Source organism: uncultured Fibrobacter sp. (assembly GCF_937877005.1).
GTDB lineage: Bacteria > Fibrobacterota > Fibrobacteria > Fibrobacterales > Fibrobacteraceae > Fibrobacter.
Map to the genome: position 1 here is coordinate 1 of NZ_CALEFV010000150.1, position 18,757 is coordinate 18,757.

Annotated in this window: 15 protein-coding genes and 2 pseudogenes; 10 read left to right on the forward strand and 7 right to left on the reverse strand. The window is 47.8% G+C overall.

Translation table 11 applies throughout. From position 1 onward, the window contains the following. The 4 genes and pseudogenes from Q0628_RS07130 to rpsD form a co-directional block, all read right to left on the reverse strand. Nucleotides 1-334, reverse strand: a pseudogene (locus Q0628_RS07130) (hypothetical protein); the annotation flags it as partial. Continuing rightward, nucleotides 334-528 (reverse strand): hypothetical protein, encoded by a 195-nt coding sequence (locus Q0628_RS07135; RefSeq protein WP_298769546.1) that lies wholly within the window; start codon nt 526-528, stop codon nt 334-336. The pseudogene Q0628_RS07130 and the gene Q0628_RS07135, both read right to left, overlap by 1 nt. A gap of 140 nt (nt 529-668) precedes the next feature. Continuing rightward, nucleotides 669-2,699 (reverse strand): carbohydrate-binding domain-containing protein, encoded by a 2,031-nt coding sequence (locus Q0628_RS07140; RefSeq protein WP_298769549.1) that lies wholly within the window; start codon nt 2,697-2,699, stop codon nt 669-671. A 180-nt stretch (nt 2,700-2,879) separates the two neighbouring features. After that, nucleotides 2,880-3,485: a 30S ribosomal protein S4 gene (gene rpsD / locus Q0628_RS07145; protein WP_298769551.1), complete on the reverse strand. Its 606-nt coding sequence runs from the start codon at nt 3,483-3,485 to the stop codon at nt 2,880-2,882. A gap of 202 nt (nt 3,486-3,687) precedes the next feature. On the opposite strand from rpsD, the gene Q0628_RS07150 reads away from it, so the two are divergent. Further along, a complete protein-coding gene (locus Q0628_RS07150) occupies nt 3,688-4,116 on the forward strand; it encodes an FdtA/QdtA family cupin domain-containing protein (RefSeq protein WP_298769553.1) in 429 nt (142 codons plus the stop codon). Here Q0628_RS07150 and Q0628_RS07155 read toward each other — a convergent pair. Further along, entirely contained in the window at nt 4,100-5,059 is a 960-nt protein-coding gene (locus Q0628_RS07155; protein ID WP_298769555.1) for a GNAT family N-acetyltransferase, read from the reverse strand. The two genes, Q0628_RS07150 and Q0628_RS07155, sit on opposite strands and share 17 nt — an antisense overlap. A gap of 100 nt (nt 5,060-5,159) precedes the next feature. On the opposite strand from Q0628_RS07155, the gene Q0628_RS07160 reads away from it, so the two are divergent. From Q0628_RS07160 to Q0628_RS07175, 4 genes are read left to right on the forward strand one after another with little or no spacing between them, the layout of a single operon-like run. Beyond that, a complete protein-coding gene (locus Q0628_RS07160; protein ID WP_298769575.1) occupies nt 5,160-6,347 on the forward strand; it encodes a DegT/DnrJ/EryC1/StrS aminotransferase family protein in 1,188 nt (395 codons plus the stop codon). A 3-nt stretch (nt 6,348-6,350) separates the two neighbouring features. Then, entirely contained in the window at nt 6,351-7,604 is a 1,254-nt protein-coding gene (locus Q0628_RS07165; RefSeq protein WP_298769558.1) for an O-antigen translocase, read from the forward strand. Next, entirely contained in the window at nt 7,589-8,569 is a 981-nt protein-coding gene (locus Q0628_RS07170; protein WP_298769560.1) for a glycosyltransferase family 2 protein, read from the forward strand. Before Q0628_RS07165 ends, Q0628_RS07170 begins: the two co-directional genes overlap by 16 nt. Nucleotides 8,570-8,577: 8 nt before the next feature. Then, a complete protein-coding gene (locus Q0628_RS07175) occupies nt 8,578-9,297 on the forward strand; it encodes a glycosyltransferase (protein WP_298769562.1) in 720 nt (239 codons plus the stop codon). 49 nt (nt 9,298-9,346) lie between these two features. Here the strand turns inward: Q0628_RS07175 and Q0628_RS07180 are convergent, their stop codons facing one another. After that, nucleotides 9,347-9,853, reverse strand: a complete 507-nt coding sequence (locus Q0628_RS07180) for a hypothetical protein (protein WP_298769563.1) — start codon at nt 9,851-9,853, stop codon at nt 9,347-9,349. 124 nt (nt 9,854-9,977) lie between these two features. On the opposite strand from Q0628_RS07180, the gene Q0628_RS07185 reads away from it, so the two are divergent. From Q0628_RS07185 to Q0628_RS15715, 5 genes are all read left to right on the forward strand, one after another. Continuing rightward, entirely contained in the window at nt 9,978-10,535 is a 558-nt protein-coding gene (locus tag Q0628_RS07185) for a hypothetical protein (protein ID WP_298769565.1), read from the forward strand. A 13-nt stretch (nt 10,536-10,548) separates the two neighbouring features. Beyond that, complete coding sequence (locus Q0628_RS07190) at nt 10,549-11,109, forward strand: hypothetical protein (RefSeq protein WP_298769567.1); 561 nt, start codon at nt 10,549-10,551, stop codon at nt 11,107-11,109. A gap of 191 nt (nt 11,110-11,300) precedes the next feature. Then, nucleotides 11,301-14,927 carry a hypothetical protein gene (locus Q0628_RS07195; protein WP_298769569.1) on the forward strand — a complete coding sequence of 1,209 codons (3,627 nt, stop codon included), beginning with the start codon at nt 11,301-11,303 and terminating at the stop codon, nt 14,925-14,927. Nucleotides 14,928-15,231: 304 nt separating this feature from the next. Further along, the gene (purL, locus tag Q0628_RS07200) at nt 15,232-17,955 is read left to right on the forward strand and encodes a phosphoribosylformylglycinamidine synthase (protein WP_298769571.1); all 2,724 of its coding nucleotides are present in this window, start codon (nt 15,232-15,234) and stop codon (nt 17,953-17,955) included. Between the two features lie 257 nt (nt 17,956-18,212). Next, complete coding sequence (locus Q0628_RS15715; RefSeq protein WP_366979077.1) at nt 18,213-18,464, forward strand: hypothetical protein; 252 nt, start codon at nt 18,213-18,215, stop codon at nt 18,462-18,464. On the opposite strand, the pseudogene Q0628_RS07205 reads toward Q0628_RS15715, so the two are convergent. Next, nucleotides 18,348-18,680: pseudogene (locus Q0628_RS07205) on the reverse strand (histidine phosphatase family protein); the annotation flags it as partial. The gene Q0628_RS15715 and the pseudogene Q0628_RS07205 overlap by 117 nt on opposite strands. Nucleotides 18,681-18,757: the final 77 nt, after the last annotated feature.

Consider the following 18,757-nt stretch of genomic DNA (forward strand, 5'->3'; position numbering starts at 1 on the left):
CCACAAGTACTGCAAACTGGTGCGGGTCCTGAATCTTGTAGATGCTTGCGAAAATGAACATGCCACCGATGCCAAGGCGGAAAAGTGTTTCCAATGCGCGGATGGCAAAGTCCTTTTGCAGGCGATAAGCCGGTACGCAGATTCCTGTTGCAATGACGATGGCGGCGAGTCCTACTTGAATATTGTAGCGGTATGCCTTGGGCCAAATGTCAATGAGCCAGTCCTGGTCGGTGAAGGTCAGGTACGATTCCGGGAACGAAATTTCGGCAACACCGATAGCTACCAGAATCGAGGCTACAACGAGCAGTACTGCAGAGATAATCGTCTTCTTCATTACAGCACCTCGTCCGGCTTTTCAAGGATTTCTTGGCTTCCGATCCATTCGACGGACTTGGCGTCATCGACGCGGATGTTGTTGATGATGGCAAGCGCAATGCTGAATGCAGCAAGACCTAGGAGAACAATCCAGTTCAGCGACTTCAAGTAACCCTTGAGTGCATCTGCAATTTTAGTGAGAATTTGCTTCATGATTACAAGATACAAAAAAGGAAGCGAGTGGTTTATTCGTCGGCATTGTTTTTTTGATGAAAAAATATTGTAAAAAAGCCTCCCGGCTCGCACCGGAAGACTTAGGGTTGGTTTGGAAGCTCTAAAGGTGTGAAACGGGGCTATTTTTCGTAGTAGCTCATGCCGTTAGGAAGTTTGACTTCCTTCATGGATCCCACATCGACCTGGGCGACCGACTTGACATCGCCACCGTAGATGATCATGCTGCCCGATCCGCTGGGCTTGAATGCCGCATTGGAGGTGCCATAGGCGGTTCCTGCCGTGAAGCTTGTGGCAGAGCAGCTGGGATATTCTTCGGTCTGGTTGCCGAAGCCGAGCAGCACGCCGCCAGTAATCGTGAAGCCGTTGTCCGTGTCAATGAGACCGCCAGCATTGCTGAGGGAGCATCCGCTACCGCTGTTGCCGCCCATTCCGCCGCGGCTGCTGCCCATGCCGCCACTGCTAGATCCGATTTCAAGGAGCACTACGCCACCGCTCATCGTGGCCGTTCCGTTTGCATCCAAGACGTCAATGTCGTTTCCGCTTGCTTTGAGATAATGGTAACCGCCGGTGATGATGATGTAGCCCTTGGAGCTACTTGCCATTCCGCCGCCGCCGGGGCCGCCCCACTGGGAACCGCTAGATGTACCTGCGTCGGCAGAACCGCCTGCAGCGTTCCAGGCGTCGTCGCTAGCAACGGTCGCCGTCTTTCCGCCCTGCGCCTTGATGTAGAAGGCTTCCATGCCTTCGGCGGCCTTGGTGATGTTGATGGAACCGCCTGCAATCAGGAGCGTGGAATCGGCGTGGATTCCGTCGTCGCCGGCAGAAACTGTAGTCTCGCCGCCGTTGAAGTAGATGTTCAGGTTTGAGTGGATGCCGTCGTCATTGGAGGTTACGTCGGTGATACCCGCATTCATATAGATTCTGTTGTCGGAAACGAGCCCCTTGCCGGTACTTTTGACGGTGATTTTTGGCGTTGAGATCGAGTCGCCAAGCAAAAGGTAGTTGTAGGCTTGAACGCCGTCGTCGCCAGCGGTAATGTTTATTTCGCCGCCGTTGATGACTATGATTCCCTTGCCATCGGTTGTGTAGCCGACATCTTCGCCTTCGTCGCTCTTGATGCCGTCTCCGTTAGTTGCGGTAAGCGTGTAATAGCCACCTTCGATCGAAACGGATCCCTTGCCCTTGAGGGCGTTGTTCTTGGCGTTTACCGTGATGTTCGGGAGGTCGCGGAAACGCAGATCGTTGCTTGAGTGGATTCCGTTGTTGTAGTTGCCAGTCACCTTGAGTGTGCCGTTTCCCTTGATTGTCAGGTCGTCTTTGGCGTAGACCGTTGCGCCCGTGGTATCAAGAGTTCCGTCTGTCTTTTGATAGGTCGTGGTGCGTGTCGATGCATCTTCAAGAGTGTTGCTTGTTCCGTCGACCAGCAAAAGCAAGGTCTTTTCGGAATTGCGAATGTAGATTGGAGCATCGCTAGCACTTGCTAGTTGCAGACTGTTCAGGTATAGGTATACATTTCCTAAATCGGTGTCGGCCGTATTCACCTGAATCTGGTTGTCGGTGGAATTACCGGTCAACTGATAGTTGCCGCTACAGCTGATGATGATTGCCTTGTCTTCCTGAGTGATGCAGCCGTTGTTGTTTTCGATGTTGACTGTACCAGTTGCAAACTGGATTACCGGATCGTCTTCGATGGAACTGATATTGACGGGGTCGGAAGGTTCCTGTTCAATAATTGCTTGACTGCTCGTAGGAACAGGATCCGTGGTAGTCGTGGCACTGCTGCTAGAAGGGATTGGGCAGGTTGTTTTGTCGTAAGTCTGACTCCCGTCCGAACATGTGAAAATCGTCGGGCAATCGCTAGCGCTTGTAACGACTGTTCCGTCACCACAGGTGTATGTCTTTATTTCTTCAGCGGTTGTTCCTTCGGGGCACTCGCTTGCATTTTGGACAATGCTTCCGTCAGAACACTGAATTGTGGTTGATTCGCTGATGACATCCGGAGTTTCAATGATGCTTGGATTTTCGACATCGGTTGTGAAATCTTCGGATGTTGATTCGATTTCGTCATTGGCACTGCTGGAATCTCCGCAAGCCCCTAGAATAACGGCGGCACTGCAGGCCGCAATGATAGATAGCTTCGTTGTTTTCATGTTAAACACTCCTTTGGCAATAAAGATACTTTGAGGGTGTTTACAGGAAAAGAAAAAATAAAGCTTATTTTGAAAAAGAGAGTTTTATTTATGGAACGAAAAATCCCGAGCGGGGGCTTTCGTTACAAAAAAAGAAGCCCGGCAGAGCCGAGCTTCCCAAACGTTTCGTTTGAGTGGTTACTACCTGGAGTAGTATTCCACGACGAGCTGTTCTTCCAGCTTGACCGGAATCTGTTCGCGGAGCGGGAGCTTCACGAGCGTGCCTTCCATCTTGCCGGCATCGACAGTCACGTATTCAGGGACAGCCGGAGCGTTAGCAATGGCTTCCTTGATCTGAACGTGTTCCTTAGAGCCTTCGCGAACTGCAATCACGTCGCCGGCCTTGATCTGGCGAGACGGAGAGTAGCTGCGGACACCGTTCACGGTGAAGTGACCGTGAGCGACATACTGGCGAGCTGCAAAAATCGTGCGAGCAAAACCCATGCGGTAGACAAGGGCGTCAAGACGGGTTTCGAGCAAGATCATCAGGTTGTCACCAGCAGAACCGGCGCGACGGTTGGCTTCGGCGTAGGCCTTGGCGAGCTGTGCTTCGGAAATGTTGTAGGTGAAACGCAGACGCTGCTTTTCGACGAGCTGCTGCTTGTACACGGAAGAAGACTTCTTGCGGGTCTGGCCGTGCTGGCCGGGTGCAAAGTTGCGGCGATCGAGCGCCTTCTGGGTCTTCTGAGAGACGGCGAGTCCGAGAGAACGGGCTACCTTACCTTTTGGTCCACGGAAAGAGGACATGTTTACCTCGTAAAAGGAAGCTCTTTGGTTTACATGCATGTTGGCAGAGCTTGGCGCGACATGCACTCATTGGAGTCCCATATATAGCAAAATTTCATTTTTACGTCATTGCGAGCGAAGCGAAGCAATCCATTTTCGCTAGTTTTTTCGAAAAAACACCCCGAACCACCCCTTTAGGTCGTCACTTTATTATATTAGAGCCATGATTTGGAACGAATCGAACCTCAACGAACCGCAGCTAATTGATATCCCTATTGCCCACGACCAGCGGGGGAACCTGAGTGTGGTCGAGGGGGGAGAACTCGTTCCCTTCGATATCAAGCGCGTTTACTACCTGTACGATGTTCCGGGCGGCACCACCCGTGGCGGCCACGCTCACAGGAACCTCCGCCAGCTGATTATTGCCGCCAGCGGCAGCTTTGACGTGATTTTAGATGACGGCAAGACCCGTACCAAGTATTCGCTGAACCGTTCCTACCACGGACTCTATATCCCGACGATGCACTGGCGCGAAATTGAGAACTTTTCGTCGGGTGCCGTGTGCATGGTGCTCGCTTCGGAGCATTACGATGCTTCAGACTACATATACGAATACGATGAATTTAAACGAGAAGTTATCTCTCGTACCTGACATTCACGCTAGGCTTAGCTCCGAAAGCTTCTTTAAACCTGTATAGATTCTCGTTTAGATAGTTTCCGCCGTTTTCGGTAGAAATACCCCAGGAAAACTTGGAAAAACCTTCTTGAACCGCTTCGCGTAGTGCGTGAATGTGCATGGCTGTTGTCGGGTGGAAATCGGTAAAGGTTTCATCCGGCGAGATATACTGATCGTGGATGGTTCCTGTTTCGGGGAACAGGAACTGCATCATCCCGCATATATAGCGTTCGCCGAGCCAGAGGCTTTTGAAGCGCAGTTTCTTTTTTAGACGTCGACGGAGGTCGTGTAGGTCTGCGAGCGTATGGACTGGCTTGGTCTGATGCTTCGCTTTGGACAATTCTAAAAAATGGTAAAAAGTCTCGAAATCCTGATCACTTTCAAGTTCGCGGAATGTGCATGCGAAATTTTCTGATTCCTGGAACTGCTTGCGATGCTTGGCGTCACATTGGCTGAGCGGATCGGTTCCTTTATATAGCGGAGTGTAGTTGCTCAGTTCCGTGTGACGACTGTAGCCGAGGTGTTCCAGTGTGTATTCAAGTAGGTCTGGATTCTCTTTTGAGAAAATGGCTGGGGTTATCTTGAGAATGACCTTGCTGTATTGCGAAAGGTGTTGTGTGGCTTCTTCCAAAAGTTCACGGAGCTTAGTTCCATTGTAGAATGCCTTGGAAACGATTGGCCCGCCGAAGGTAGAACCCTGGTGCGAAATGAATTCGTTCTTTTCAGTCTTTATTCCGGGAAAATATACGGCGATGATGCCGCTTTTCTGTAGTGCGAAACTTGCATCGGTAAAGCGCCCTGCGGGGTGGTAGTTTAAGAAACGCCTGGTTTGCAGAAAAGTTCCATTGACCGATTCGTGGTTGACAAAATGGTCGAATCTTTGGTCCAGTTCGGGGCTGTAGGATAAAATTTCGTACATGCTCGTAAAATAGCAAATAAGGATCAATTGAAAACGCGTTTGGTCGGAAATTGTGCGGATTTGCTTTTTTGACGGTCCGATATTTTCTACTTTGCATTTCATGATCCAAGTTCCCTATTACCCTTTGAAACGAGTCAATGATTCCTATGGACAGGCCCTTGCGCAGGAAATGTTGCGGGTGATTGAATCCGGTTGGTTTATTCGTGGAACCGAAGACAGGGCCTTCGAGGAAAAGTTTGCTGCTTATTGCGGAGTATCTCATTGCGTTGGGGTGGGGAATGGCCTTGAGGCCCTGTCCTTGATTTTGAAGGGCCTGGTAGCCTTGAAAAGGTTGCAGCCGGGAGACGGGGTCGTTGTACCGTCGAACACGTTTATTGCGACTTGGCTAGCGGTCATGTCGGCAGGACTTTTGCCTGTTCCCGCAGAGCCCGATGAAGGCAATTTTCTGATTAGCGCATCTACGGTTAGGGAGGCCCTTGGTAAAGCGGAAGCGTTCGGAATCAGAGTCCGAGCCATCTTGGCGGTACATCTTTATGGTCGCCTTTGCCCGATGCTTACTCTTGCGAAATTGGCATGCGAAAGAAATCTTGTTCTTTTGGAAGATGCGGCACAGGCCCATGGGGCTGCACTAGCGGATGTTGCGGGCAATGTCCTGCGTGCAGGACATTTGAGCATGGCGGCTGGATTCAGTTTTTATCCAGGAAAGAACCTGGGGGCGCTCGGGGATGGCGGTGCCGTAGTAACAGACGATGTGAAACTTGCTCAGGTGGTCCGAGAACTCGGAAATTACGGATCTTCTCAAAAGTATGTCCATCTACATGTCGGTGAAAATTCCCGATTAGATGAAATTCAGGCGGCGGTGCTAATGCTAAAACTGAAAACTTTGGATAGCGATAATGCCCGTCGCGGTCAAATTGCTGCAAGGTATTTGACTGAAATCAAGAATGATTCAGTTCGGTTACCTCCTCCGGCAACGGCTTGCGGAAAGCTTTCGGACTGCGTTTGGCATGTATTTCCGGTGCATTCCGCTTTCCGTGACGAACTGCAACGGCATCTTAAAGAATTGAAAATTGAAACTCTGGTGCATTATCCGGTTCCGCCGAACCTTCAGCCGGCTTTTGCCGGTGATTCCATGCCTCGGCCATTGAAGTCTTTAGGATCTTTACCGATTGCTGAGCGCTTAGCGAAGGAGGAACTCAGCCTTCCACTGTTCCCGCAGATGACGAATGCGGAAATTTCTGCCGTTATCGAGGCTGTCAATAGTTTCAAGCCCTGTAGGGGAGCCTAATCCATGTTTTGGAAATCTCTTTTCGGTTCTGGTGCTGTCACTGTATTCAATGCGCTTCGGGCGTTTGCGATCAACAAGCTGCTCGCTGTATTTTTGCCGCCGGCGGCCTTTGCCTGCGTGGGACAGTTTCTGAACATGATGAGCATTGGTACGGCTACATCGTCGCTTGCGCTTCAGAATGGCTGGACGAGTCTTACGGCACAGAACAAGGATTCTCGAGACAACTTACTCGGTATTTGGCGTGGTGGAGTTCGGTTGACTACCTTTGCTAGCCTATTGACATTTATTATAGCCATCCTGTTCTGTTTCTTTGCGCCATTGGAAACATTGTTTCCTGGGATGAATACGCGCCTTGTACAGGCTGCTATCCTCTTTGCTTTGCCTGGCGTCATGGCGATGAATGTTGTGACAATTACGGCTTCGGTCATGAATGGTCTCGGCGAGAATCGCAAGTGGGCCTTAATCAATATCGTGTCGTCCATTTGGCAGGTGCTGTGGGTGGCGTTCTTTCTTTATACAGGACGTCTCTCAGTTCTTTCGATTATTGCGACTCAGTCCGTCATTGCGTCCGTCTTTGCTGCTCAGATTGCAAGCCGGGCCGGTTTCAGTATCCGTCAAATTTGGAAATCGGCTCATGATACGCGTTCCCCCTGGATATCCTATGCGTTGATGGGGCTCGTTCCGATGCTCTTGACTCCAGTGGTCCTTACCTTTATCCGAATGATGGTCGCTTCGCATTTCGGTAACGATGCTGCAGGAATTTGGCAGAGCGTTTGGAAAGTCTCCGATTTCATTTTTATGGCAATGTCGGCTGTCCTTACGGTTGTCCTGTTGCCCAAGGTTTCTCCGAAATCTAGTCGCGAGGGGTTTTTCGCGATGTTCCACCCTTTGTTGTTGCGCATTATGGGCGTATCGCTCGTTTTGGTGACGGTTCTCTATTTTTGTCGGGGAATCCTGGTTCAGATTCTTTTTTCTTCAGCGTACATGGGAGCGGTTGATTATTTGCCCTTGCAATTGGTAGGGGATTTCTTTAGGGCGGGGGGGTATGCCCTTGCGTTAGTGCTTATAGCTCGTCGTGAGACAAAAACCTTCATGGTGACAGAAATCGGTTCAGAACTCTTGCTCGCGGCTGGTTCGTATGTGGGAATTCGTATTGTTGAATTTAGTGGCCCCATGGCGGCCTATGCAGTGGAGAATGTAGTCTACTTTGCTGTACTTTATGTGCTTGTTCGGAGGCTGAAGTGGAATATTCGATAACGAATATGTTTGCAGAAAAGATGACGGAAAATGTCTATGTGAAGGCTTTTGTTCAAGGAGCCGAGACGGAACAGCGTGAACTTCCGCCGGTTGTTTCGGTGCTTTTGCCCAGTTACAATCACGAAAAGTATATTGAGGCCGCAGTCCGTTCTGTCATGTCGCAGAAAGGGGTCTCTTTTGAACTCATTGTCATTGACGATGGAAGTCGGGACTCTTCGCCCAAGATTCTTGAAAAATTGCAGGCGGAACTTGGCTTTAAGTATGTTCATCGCGAAAATAGAGGTGTAGTCTCGACATTGAACGAACTCTTGTCGATGGCAAGGGGACGCTATTTCTGCTCGTTTGCATCCGATGACATAATGCCTCCGGATCGCCTAAGGGAACAGTCTGCCTATCTTGATCAGCATCGGGATTGCAAGGCATGTTTTGGTCAAATTCGGGTGATGGATGCTGTTGGAAATATTCGTCCCGAGAATGATCCAAGATACATGAAATCCATGCCTTGCGTCACCTTTGAGGAATTCTTTTTAGGAGAGAAAGAACTTCACGGGTGTTCCGAAATGATTGATGTCGAAGAATTCCGCCGTCTAGGAGGCTACGACGAGTCCTATTTCCAGGAAGATTTTCCCTTGTTTCTGCGTCTGCTTTATGAATATGGCAGCCTTCCGGTGATTTCCTGTGTTTGCTGCTATTACCGTATTCATGGAAACAATTTGTCTTCTTCTGAAAATGCGGATACGATTAACGAGATATACTCCAATTTTCTCAAGGCGGTGTCGCGCTACAAGGATCATCGACTTTATCCTGTTGCAGTCAAAGTCTGGAAGACGAAGTGGTTCTCCGCCTTGGCTTACAAGAATAAGGGCGAGGCGCTTAAACGCCTTCCGTCCTTGGCAACATTCAATATGGGCTTTCTGAAGCGGTTCCCGAAGCTGATGATTCCCTCGTTTCTACTGCGACATTGAGGTCTTCCATGATTTCAGTATGTATGGCAACTTACAATGGTGCGGTCTTTATCCGGCAGCAGCTGGAGAGTATCTTGCTTCAGTTACCGAATTCGCCGGAAGACGCTGAAGTTGTGATAGCCGATGATGGCTCCTCGGATAAAACGCTTTCTATCATAGAGTTGTTGCGTGATTCTCGGATTCGCGTATTGCCTTGCGAATCACATTTGGGGGTTATATACAATTATGAACGTGCCCTGCAGGCGTGTAAGGGCGATTTCATTTTTCTTGCCGATCAAGATGATGTTTGGTTGCCCGAAAAGGTCGCGAAGACTCTAGAATTGTTGAACGAAGTGGACCTTGTAACTCATGACGCGTTTATGTTGTGTCCCTCAGATGATTCGGATACTCCCTTGTGGAATCGATCCGGGAAATTGAGTGAAATCCGTCCTTACAGGAGCGGTGTAGTCTGCAATTGGTGGAAAAATTCCTTTACGGGTTGCTGCATGGCATTTCGCCGGAATGTATTGAATCGGGCTCTTCCGTTTCCAAGGAATTTGCCGATGCACGATCAATGGTTGGGTATCGTGGCCGAAAGATTCTTTAAGGTGCGCACTATTGAAGATCCTCTGGTGGAATATCGTCAGCATTCCAAGAATGCGACTCATATCGGAAATTCTCCAGCTGGGGTGCTTCAGAAAATCAAGTGGCGGTTTGATTTAGCAAGAGCACTCTTTTCAAGTGTGTAGTGTGAAATGTGTAATGTGAAATTCTTCATTACACACGTTACATTCCTCATTACACATTAGACATTGCCTGCACCACTTCGCCCCAGCCCATTTGGACTATGGCGCCTGCACGAACTAGATTGCCTTGAGCGTTTTCATATTCCTTGAGAATCTGATTGTATTCTGCTACATCGCGGCGGAGTTTGACATCCTTATTTATGCGCCTTAGAAGCATGTCCTGTTTCCACTGGGCGGCTGCTGATAGTTTTTGGCAGGATATGTCGAGCGCGTCAAGGTAGGCTGGAACGGCGTTTAAGAAAGTCTTTTCAAAATCCTTGGACTTTGACTTGGCTTGTAGAACCAGGTTCTTTTGATTGATTGCGTTCTTGCGGATTTCGCTCATCAGACGCACAATACGCTCGAAATCGACCTGAGGCCAAATGAGGCTGAATGGCCACATTTTTTTCCAGTGAAACTTGAACATGGATTCGTGCGCCGTATTTTTCGCACGAAGTAGTTCCTTCAGGTTTTCGAAAATAATCTGCGAAGGCAGTTTATCCGTAGATTGTTCGCTCATGAGGTGCAATATACTAAAATTAGGGGCTTTTTTAAGCATTTTTATTTTTTTTTATAAAACTTTGCTTGCATTTTTTTATTTTGGAATTAAATTCTAAAGGCAAAAAACTTGCAAAAGGATACTTATGGACAAAAAGAAATTCAAAATTCTGTTGATTGCAGACATCGTGCTCATTATCGCCCTGTTTGCGTTGATGATGGTGCTCAAGGGCGGTTATAACGATCAGGCGCAGAAGTCTGTGAACGAACAGGTGGGAGCCTATCTTGAAAAGTCAAACGGAGTCGTCCAGGAACAGTGGAAGTCCGTGGACCAGTACGGTATGGCCTGGCGCCTTGTTTATGCCACTTTGACGAATGCTAAGACCGAAACGGCTTTCGATGCTGCGGTCAAGGCTATCGAAGGCGACAAGGATGCTCGTTTCAAACAGCTCTCCTATATGTACGAAGCTGCCGGTATTCCTGCTCAGGCACAGAATTCCATTTATGAAAAGGCTGGTCTTGCCGACAAGTTCTTGCTGAAGAACGAAGGTGGCGTCAAGGAAGTGGCTTGCGGTAAGAACTGTGTGATTACCTTCACTTTTGTGAAGGGTAAGCTCAAGTCTAGTGACTACAAGGCTCTTGCTGGTTACAACATGGCTGAAAACTTTAAGCTGGAAGCTCCGGCTCCCTACCACTTTGAATAAGGAGTAATGAATAATGAACGTCAAAACAATTTCCATTGCTCTTTCTGTTGTTGTTGTGCTGCTTCTTGCAACGCTCCTGATGCAGAAGGGAAGTTACGTTTCCCAGGCTACTGAACATTACGAAAAGACCACGACTAAGTCTTATAAGGCTGCAACGCAGATCGTGGAATATGTGAACGGTTCCATCGAGACAAACAAGAATGTCTGGAACTTGGCGTCTGAAACGGTTCAGTCCGTGAAGACATCGCAGGACCAGGCTCGCCTCGAAGCCAAGTATTTCCCGTCTACCAAGGGCTCCATGAGCATTGCGAATATGACTCGCCGCTTTGAAGCTACGGGTGCCTACTACATCATCTCTAAGTTCGCCAAGGTCGAAGTCGACAAGAAGACTGAAGTCAAGTCTCTGGCTGGCCTCGTCTCTGTGAACGTGAACGCTCTCGTCGGTAATCCGGGCGAAGAAATCGAGGAAGCCGAAAGCGAAGAAGGTGAAGAGGCTGTTGAAGAAGCTCCGGCACCGAAGAAGCCTGCCAAGGCCGCCAAGGGTAAGAAAGGCAAGAAGGGCAAAAAGCGCTAATCGCTTGACACTCAACGAGTTATAAAATTGTAAGAAACGACCCGCTTTCCGGGCCGTTTTTTACTAATGGGAATGCAGGCTAGGAGTGTTTACCCGAATTTCGTCATCAAATTTAGATTGATGATTTTTATCTTTGATAATGTTTGTTTTTTTTCTTACATTTAAGGCGGTTTACTCAAAAAAGGGACGTTATGTATTTATCTAAAATTGGTCTCGCTGTAGTTTTGCTACAGCTGTCGGTTTTTGCTGCATCGGAGGTGTGGACGGGCAAAGTGGCAAAAGAGTTTGCATCGGGGGCTGGTAAAAGTAACGACCCGTTTGTAATCGAGACGCCGGAGCAGTTTGCGCTAATGGCCGAAAAATACGATTCCACGTATTATTACAAGTTGGCTAGTGATATCGTATTGAATAAAGGCTCGGCAAAGGATTGGGCTAAGTCTGCTCCCCAAAATAAATGGACCGTTTATGGGGATACCTTAAAGCCTGCGCTTATTTACTTGGATGGGGCGGGGCATTCTATCAGTGGTCTTTACATCAGCAGTGACGAGAATTTCCAAGGTCTCTTTGGCGTTTGGAAGGGTTCTGTTTCGAATCTTGCAATTAAGAATTCCTATGTGAAGGGCGGCGCTTCGGTCGGTGCCTTGGCGGGTACTTTTTATGGTTATGAACAGAATACTCCCAAAGATCCCAATGTGCAGAACATCTCTGCAGATGTGATTGTCAAGGGAACTCGCAATGTCGGAGGGCTTTTTGGAACCATCGGCTTTGTTTGGATGGATTCTGTTTATGCTTATCCTAATGTATTGACTTTTGCCCCTATGTTCTTGGGGGCTCCTTATTTGAGAGATATTTCTGTATCAGGAGTTGTTGACGGGGATTCCGTTGTAGGTGGTGTGATTGGGATGACCGGAGTGTCCTATATTCATGCCACGTATCGTGGAATTGTCAACAGGGCTTCCGTGACGGGGCGGAAGTATGTGGGTGGACTCTTGGGATTTCTTTATATTGATGTCCCCACTGATTACGGTATCTTTAGGGACATTGTGAATGAGGCCGACATTGCCGGTGAAGAGTATGTTGGCGGACTGATTGGACTTGTGTATGGGGGACGAGACCTTGATCGAATATATTTTCAAAATGTGGTAAATTTGGGAGATGTGTCAGGTAAAATTTGTGTGGGCGGTCTTTTAGTGTTCCACCGGCATTCTGAGGAAATAATTTATTATGAATTTAATATAGGAAATGGCTATAATGCGGGGAAGGTGAGTGGGGACTCCTTAGTCGGTGCATTGTTCCCTATCGCACCAAAACTTTTGGATCGTTTGAACCTTTCCATTTTGCATCTGTACGATTTGAACGGGGAACACGCTGATTCGGTTCATTTTTATGCCGATTCGATGGGAGCGCATTTTTTTCCTGATTCGGGAACGGCGCCTGTTAACAGGGGATACCCTTTGCTTGCTTATTATAATATGGATAAATTATTTGATTATGGTTCTGGCACCAAGGAAAACCCGTACCTGATAAAGTCTCTGGGCGATTTACGTCGTTTTGAACGCCATGCAGCAATTGTGATTGACTCTACGCTTGAATTGCGCTATTTCAGACAGGATGCAGATATTGAGTTGCCAAAGGCTGTAAACAACTGGACTCCCGTGGACGGCTGGGCGATAAGTTATGATGGGAATGGCCATTCGATTTCGAATTTGAATATCCACCAAGACGTCAATGTGGATAGCCTTTTTGACGAACCGGAAGATGACGTTATGTTTTATTACAATGTTACAAATAAGAATGCATTGCCTCCTATTGGATTCTTTTCGAATTTGAGTCGTTCTGAAATCCGGTCCCTTACGCTACATAAGGTTGATATCGTTGGGGAAAAATCCGTTGGGGCGCTTTGGTCGGGGCAAGGCAATTTCAACGATATTTCGAACATTACGGTTGATGGTTCGGTGAGTGGTGTGACTGCTGTGTGTGGCGTTGCTCCTTATATGAGTGGGACAATGTTTAATGTGACGAACTATGCTGATGTCAAGGGTATTCGGAATATCTGTGGCGTTACTTCTGGAGATGTCTTTTACGCACGGAATTATGGAAACGTGACAGGGAAATCTTCGGTTGGAGGAATTTCATTTAGTCTTTACAATAACGATATCAAGTATGTTTACAATAGGGGGACTGTATCGGGGGACCGTATTGTGGGCGGTCTTGTTGCGGGAACTGTGGGTGGAGTCGGAAAATTATCTCATGGCTATAACGCGTCTGTCGTAACCGGCGACGAATATGTTGGAGCCATTATCGGTAAACCCCAGAAAAAAGATACGATTCATGGCCCTTTGTTCTACGACAATTCATTGACTTCTGTTCCCGCCTTGGGTTTTGACACCTTGGTTGTTTTTGATTCCATTGCGGGAATGGATTCCAAGACCCTGAAATCAAGGTCTAGCATCCAAAAACTGGGTGGGTACTTTAATGAAGATTCTCATGGAGAAAATGGAGGGTATCCAATATTGGCGTTCCTTGAAGGGCAAGGCTCCGAGAGCGATCCCTATATTATTGATTCTCCCGAAAAGCTGTGGCTCCTCTCGCTTTTTAGCAATGGGACTAACCATTATGGAAATACGGTAATGTCGTCATTTTTTTGCGATAAAAATTTCAAGGTGACAGCCGATATCGACTTGAATGCGACATCGGAATATCCGTGGATTCCACTGTTTAGTTTGTCTGAGAAAACAGATAAGTTTGTAGGAATATTTGATGGCGGCGGTCATGTCATTTCAGGCATTTATACGGATTCCGTAAAAAATAGTGGACTTTTTGCTTTGAATAGCGGAACCATAAAAAATGTTGGAATTGCAAAGTCTACAATACGAGGCACAAATGCTGGAGCCATTGCAGGAACGAACCATGGCATTATAGAGAATTGCTGGAATGAAAGTGCTTCTGTTGAGGGGGTTGTTGCAGGGGGAATTGTCGGTGTCCTTGAGGCGGATAGTATCAATAGAGTTCCCTCGACTAGGGGAACGTTAAAGGAGGCTACTCGAAAGATATACCTTGACAGAACCTATAATGCGGGCACTGTTTATGGTTCTGCGAATGCTGGGGGGCTTGTCGGCTATGCGGGAATGTCGCTGGATGTTTATTGGGCCGAAATAATGGAAAGTCCCGAAAACTTTATAAGTGTCGTCAATTCCTATAATGTCGGAAAGGTGAAATCGGATACGGGAAGTGTGGCTGGGCTTGTTTCTGGTTTTAAAGATATGTCTGTACAATCTAGGCGAGTGATGTTCACCTTGAAGAACCTGTACAACACGGCCAATGTTTGTGTAAGTGAACTGAAAAAATGTAGCCCGACGGCATTGACATATCCCGGTCAAGTTTATGTGAAAAATGTGTTCTATTTAGGATCTCCTGACAGCAGCGTGGTTGGTGTTGCGAAATCGTCGAAGGAGATGAAGTCCAGGAGCTTTGCTCCGTTGCTGGAAGAAGCCTTTGAATATGATTCGAAAGGCGTCAACGGCGGCTTCCCAATTTTTTCGGGTAAGGGGACGTTTGATCCCAATGAATTGGATAAGGGACAGGCGGGTATCGAAAAAATGCCGCTTGTATTTAGGGCTTTGCGTGTGAGCGTTGTTGGACGGACGATACATCTCGACAATTTGGTCGAGGGAGGGCGTACGGCGTTGTTCGATATGCGTGGTAAATGTTTGTGGCGTGGAGCGCCGGGAGTTTCGAAAGTTGCTATCCCTGTGCAGAAAGCGGGAATTTACATCGTTCGAAATAAATTCCAGGTTGAAAAAATCATTGTCCGATAGCGATTGTCCGGTAGCATAATAACGCGAGCCAAGAAAAGTGATGACTCCCAAAGGATTATAATGTCTTGGCTCGCCCTTCGCCTCGACGACAGGTCAAAGCCTGCCAAGGGCAAAAAAGGCAAGAAGGGCAAAAAGCGCTAATTAATTGTCTTTCAATAAGTTATGGCAAAATGCAACACGATTCTAAAAAAGAGTCGTGTTTTTTTATGAAAGGAAATAAAGCGTCGGCCAAGGATGGGGAGGGTGTCCCGCATTTTTTTCTAAATTTAATGCGTAAAAAATTAAACTCAACTGAGGTTAAATAATGCTTATTCTTCGTGGTACGCCGGCTCTGTCGGATTTCCGTCTTCAAAAACTTTCTTCTGATTTCAAGGCTGCAGGTCTTTCTGTGGCTACGGTCTATGCAGAATTCCTGCATGTGGTGGATCTGTCCGCCGACCTGACCGATGCTGAAACTGATACTCTCAAGAAGGTGCTGCATTACGGTCCGGCCCGCGAACCCAAGGCTCTCGAAGGCGAACTTTTTGTGGTCTGCCCCCGTCCGGGTACCATTAGCCCCTGGAGCTCCAAGGCTACCGATATTGCTCACATCTGCGGCCTCCCGGCCATTAAGCGCATTGAACGCGCTATTGCATACTATGTAAAGTTTGAAGGTGCCGCTCCTGTCGGTGCCCGCGAAAAAATCTCCGCCAAGATTCACGATCGCATGACCCAGGCCGTTTTCGCCGACACCGCCTCCTTGGAAGTCCTCTTTAGCAAGGAAGAACCGCGTCCGCTGAACGTGATTCCTGTGCTTACCGAAGGTCGCGACGCCCTCGTAAAAGCAGATAAAGAAATGGGCCTCGCTCTCTCCTCGGACGAAATCGATTACTTGGTGAAGAACTTCACCGAGCTCAAACGCAATCCCACCGACGTGGAACTCTACATGTTCGCGCAGGCCAACTCGGAACACTGCCGCCACAAGGTGTTCGGTGCCGAATGGACCATCGACGGCGTCAAACAGGACAAGTCCCTGTTCCAGATGATCAAGAACACCTACCAGCTCCACAACTCGAACATCTTTAGCGCCTACAAGGACAACGCCGCCGTGATGAAGGGCGCTGTCGCTGGCCGCTACTACGCCGACCCGCGCAACAACAAGTACGACTTCCACAACGAAGAAGTCGACATCTTGATGAAGGTCGAAACCCACAACCACCCGACGGCGATTTCTCCGTTCCCGGGTGCTGCTACCGGTAGTGGTGGCGAAATCCGCGACGAAGGTGCCACGGGTAAGGGCAGTAAGCCGAAGGCCGGCCTCACGGGCTTTAGCGTTTCGAACTTGAAACTGCCGGGTGCAGTCCAGCCTTGGGAAAAGGACTTTGGTAGCCCGTCCCGCATTGCGTCTGCCCTCGACATCATGATCGAAGGCCCGCTGGGTGGCGCTGCGTTCAACAACGAATACGGCCGTCCGAACATCCTCGGTTACTTCCGTACTTTCGAACAGGAAGTCGATGCCCAGAACGGCAAGGAAGTCCGCGGTTACCACAAGCCGATTATGTTGGCAGGCGGTCTCGGCAACATCAAGCATGAACATATCGAAAAGGGCCACATTGACCCGGGTGACCACTTGATTGTGCTCGGTGGTCCGGCGATGCTTATCGGTCTCGGTGGTGGTGCTGCTAGCTCCGTGCAGAACGGTGCGGGTAACGAATCTCTCGACTTTGCCTCTGTGCAGCGTGAAAACCCCGAAATGGAACGCCGCTGCCAGGAAGTCATCGACCGCTGCTGGGCGATGGACGAAGAAAACCCGATTACCTTTATTCACGACGTGGGTGCAGGTGGACTTTCGAACGCCTTCCCGGAACTCGTGAACGATGGCGGTCTTGGCGGTAAGTTTGAACTCCGCAACGTGCCGAACGACGAACCGGGCATGAGCCCGTTCGAAATCTGGAGTAACGAATCCCAGGAACGTTACGTTATCGCAATCGCCGGTGACAAGCTGGATGTGTTCGACGCTATCTGTAAGCGTGAACGCTGCCCGTACGCCGTGGTGGGCGAGGCTATCCCTGAAAAGCACCTGACGCTTACCGACAAGCGCGGCGACTACATGAACCTTATGGAGCTGTGCTTTGCGTTCAACCGCAAGAAGTTCATGGATACCAGAAACGGCAAGCCCGAAGAGGCTTCCGACCGTACATTCAACATTGCCGTTAAGGTTAATGACGAGCTTAAGACAATCTATAAGATAATGCAGTACCACAAGGAAGGGGACAAGAATCCCACAATCCGCTTCATGCAGAACAACAAGAGCGTTATCGACTTCCTCTGCTACGAAAACGGCGGCTTCTCCTACCTTATTCCTTATGCTGTTGCAAATGCAAAGAGAGCTGAGCTTGTAAAGCTCCTCTGCAACAAGTACAACTACTTCTCAACCTATGAGCTTACAGGTCTTTACAAGGAAAACTGTGAAGCCTTCATTGACGAGCATCTTTCCGCATTCTTCATCAGCGTTCCCAATGACTATATCACTCCTCACAGAACAGGTATCCGTCATGACAGCGAAAATGAAGTAACCGAAAGAATTGAAAAGGACCTTGCGGAAATGGTAAAGGCATACCGTCAGTATTTCGTGCTGGCTATGCAGCCTGTTTCCGAGGGCAGCGACAGATACTTCCTGTTCCCCAAGTCCTATGCATTTGAATTCTTCAAGAAAGACAATGCTCCACAATGGGAACCACGCAACGAATATTTCACATTCTATCAAACACTCAACACTCTCAAGCACGAAAACCGAGCACTCCTCGCAGGTGAACAAGGTGGTAAAATGGTGCGTTACCCAACAACCGACAACAACATCTATGTATTCTCTCGCACAGTGGGCGATGACACAGTGTTGGTAATGGTCAACCTTGGCGCAAAAGCACAAAAAGTAAAATACACCGGCGAAGCTCCATCAATCGAAGGTATGACCAACATCTTCGACGCAAAAGCAAAGAAACTCCCTTCAAAACTCAAACCCGGCGAATACCAAGTGTGGGCTAAGTAAAAGAGAAAAAAGGATAATAGGAAAGAGGAAAGAGAATTGTACTTCTTTTTCCTCTTTTTTCATTCAGCAAAAAGGGTCTATTGGTCAAAATATGCCAAATAAAATTCATAAATCTCCACAAAGCAATTTATAGAAGTTCCCTTAACTGTTTTATTGCACCAAATTATTATTGTAACTTTGCCCCGTTAGAAAACTTAAAACAAATGGGAAAAAGAAATAATGCGATAGATATCGCTCGTGGGTTTGCTATTATTTTGATGGTTATAGGTCACTCCGAAATGCCGGGATTGCTCATGCGATCTATTTACCTTTTTCACATGCCTATATTTTTCATTTCGGCCGGATATTTCTTTAACTTATCGGCTCTTGATAATCCATGCAACTTCATCAAAAAACGATTTAACCTGAAGGTAAATATCTTCCCAAGATTCTGCATCTACTTCGTGTGGTGTTTTATTGAAAATATCCCATTCATCTCGAGAGATATCTTGAATGAGTCGACCTTGTAAATTACCAAAATTAATTTCTCTTAGCCTAGAATCAAAGCGGACAGGTAAATGCAATTTCTCATTGATAATTTGAGCGGTTTCTTTTGCTCTGACTAAATCTGATGAGATGATATTATCTATATTCAGAGATACTATTTTATCCAAACAAATAAGGACTTCTTTTCTGCCCGTTTCGTTTAATGCCATATCCAAATGGCCTTGGATTTTGCGTTCCAAGTTCTAATCCGTTTGTCCGTGTCTGAGTAAATAAATCATCTAAAATCCTTTTTGTTTTTCCTTATAACTCTTTTTCA

Bases quoted from the DNA above. Each gene is read 5' to 3' on its own strand.
- Q0628_RS07135 (WP_298769546.1), bottom strand. From the start codon at position 528: ATGAAGCAAATTCTCACTAAAATTGCAGATGCACTCAAGGGTTACTTG.
- Q0628_RS07140 (WP_298769549.1), bottom strand. From the start codon at position 2,699: ATGAAAACAACGAAGCTATCTATCATTGCGGCCTGCAGTGCCGCCGTT.
- rpsD (WP_298769551.1), bottom strand. From the start codon at position 3,485: ATGTCCTCTTTCCGTGGACCAAAAGGTAAGGTAGCCCGTTCTCTCGGA.
- Q0628_RS07150 (WP_298769553.1), top strand. From the start codon at position 3,688: ATGATTTGGAACGAATCGAACCTCAACGAACCGCAGCTAATTGATATC.
- Q0628_RS07155 (WP_298769555.1), bottom strand. From the start codon at position 5,059: ATGTACGAAATTTTATCCTACAGCCCCGAACTGGACCAAAGATTCGAC.
- Q0628_RS07160 (WP_298769575.1), top strand. From the start codon at position 5,160: ATGATCCAAGTTCCCTATTACCCTTTGAAACGAGTCAATGATTCCTAT.
- Q0628_RS07165 (WP_298769558.1), top strand. From the start codon at position 6,351: ATGTTTTGGAAATCTCTTTTCGGTTCTGGTGCTGTCACTGTATTCAAT.
- Q0628_RS07175 (WP_298769562.1), top strand. From the start codon at position 8,578: ATGATTTCAGTATGTATGGCAACTTACAATGGTGCGGTCTTTATCCGG.
- Q0628_RS07180 (WP_298769563.1), bottom strand. From the start codon at position 9,853: ATGAGCGAACAATCTACGGATAAACTGCCTTCGCAGATTATTTTCGAA.
- Q0628_RS07185 (WP_298769565.1), top strand. From the start codon at position 9,978: ATGGACAAAAAGAAATTCAAAATTCTGTTGATTGCAGACATCGTGCTC.
- Q0628_RS07190 (WP_298769567.1), top strand. From the start codon at position 10,549: ATGAACGTCAAAACAATTTCCATTGCTCTTTCTGTTGTTGTTGTGCTG.
- Q0628_RS07195 (WP_298769569.1), top strand. From the start codon at position 11,301: ATGTATTTATCTAAAATTGGTCTCGCTGTAGTTTTGCTACAGCTGTCG.
- purL (WP_298769571.1), top strand. From the start codon at position 15,232: ATGCTTATTCTTCGTGGTACGCCGGCTCTGTCGGATTTCCGTCTTCAA.
- Q0628_RS15715 (WP_366979077.1), top strand. From the start codon at position 18,213: ATGGTTATAGGTCACTCCGAAATGCCGGGATTGCTCATGCGATCTATT.